Origin of the sequence: Sedimenticola hydrogenitrophicus (genome assembly GCF_025175675.1) — a bacterium.
GTDB classification, from domain to species: Bacteria; Pseudomonadota; Gammaproteobacteria; order Chromatiales; family Chromatiaceae; genus Sedimenticola; species Sedimenticola hydrogenitrophicus.
Genome location: NZ_JANIOA010000110.1, coordinates 1 through 1,186, shown reverse-complemented (window position 1 = coordinate 1,186; position 1,186 = coordinate 1). Strand labels below are relative to the sequence as shown.

Here is a 1,186-nt window from a genome sequence, read left to right as displayed (position 1 = left end):
CTAGTATCACGAACCATTAATTACGAAACATAATGCCGAGCCATTTTCATATCTGCATCCTGCCGAGTGAACGACCACGCGATACCGCACTGGTCTGCATTGCGGCGCTGTTGCCAAGCGTCGACCTCGGAGACCAACGTGGCGCGGTCTGGCAAGCGGCGGTCAAGACATTGGCGGTCAAGAATACCGATCTCGATTTCAGCCATATTCAGCCAGCTGGCGTGTTTCGGGGTGTAGTGAAAGACGACGCGACGCAGGAGTGCTTTCGCCGCTTTGACCCCGAGCACTTCTTCGAAGCATTTGCGAAAGTGGGTGTTGAGATTATCCATGACCAGATGGACACGGCGCGCCTTGGCGTAGACCGTGTTGAGCAGATACTGAACGAAGGCCACGAAGTCGGGCTTGGTGCGGCGATCGGTAACCAAGACCGTCCGCCGCCCACCCTTGGGCTCCACCGCCACGAACAGATTGCAGGTACCACCGCGCAGGTATTCGTAATCCTGCCGTACGGGCACTCCGGGACGGATGGGCAAAGGCGTACGGGAATCCTTGAGCAGTTGCTTGCTCTTCTCGTCCAGGCAAATGACCGGCTCTCCCGAACGGAACGGACGGGCATAGAGGTCGAGCAGATCGTACATCCGTTGCCGATACTCCTCCGTCAGTCGTCCGATGCACCACATCAGCTTGCGCCACGGCTTGATGCAGTTTTTTTTAGCAGCCGGCGGACTGTTTCGCGGCTGATGGGGCCTATCCCGGGTTGTGCCCGCGCGGCTTGCTCCAACAAGGCAATGGTCCAGCGTGAAGCACCCGGTGGCGGCGTCGAACAGGCCAAAGCTGAAATCTTCGCTTCGACGTCGGTATCGTACTGCCGTGGTTTGCCCGGGCGTGGAACATCGTGCAGCGCGAATTCAGCACCACCTTCCAGGTATGCCGCTCGTGTCCGCCAAATGACCGTACGCCCGACGCCGAGAACCGCCATGATCTGGGTTTCCGGAATGCCGCGATCAAGCGCGGAAAGAACATGCGCCCGATTGACTTCCCGTGCATGGTGTAGTCCCTTCGCCCGGTATGACTCGATCAACTCGCGATCCTCATCGGTGAGATGTAATTTAGTCTGTCGCATGGCCAACTCCTCGTCTCGGGGTAGATATGCAACAGTATAATATATGTTTCGATATTTATGTGT

The 1,186-nt window shown here is 57.3% G+C and carries 2 protein-coding genes; both read right to left on the bottom strand.

Annotation, left to right across the window (positions count from 1 at the left end):
• Positions 1-20: 20 nt before the first annotated feature.
• Positions 21-680, bottom strand: coding sequence for an IS630 family transposase (locus NPX02_RS21170; RefSeq protein ID WP_260296051.1), 660 nt, complete (start codon positions 678-680; stop codon positions 21-23).
• On the bottom strand, positions 680-1,123 hold the full coding sequence (locus tag NPX02_RS21165; protein ID WP_260296050.1) for a helix-turn-helix domain-containing protein: 444 nt from the start codon (positions 1,121-1,123) through the stop codon (positions 680-682). Before NPX02_RS21165 ends, NPX02_RS21170 begins: the two co-directional genes overlap by 1 nt.
• Positions 1,124-1,186 lie beyond the last annotated feature (63 nt).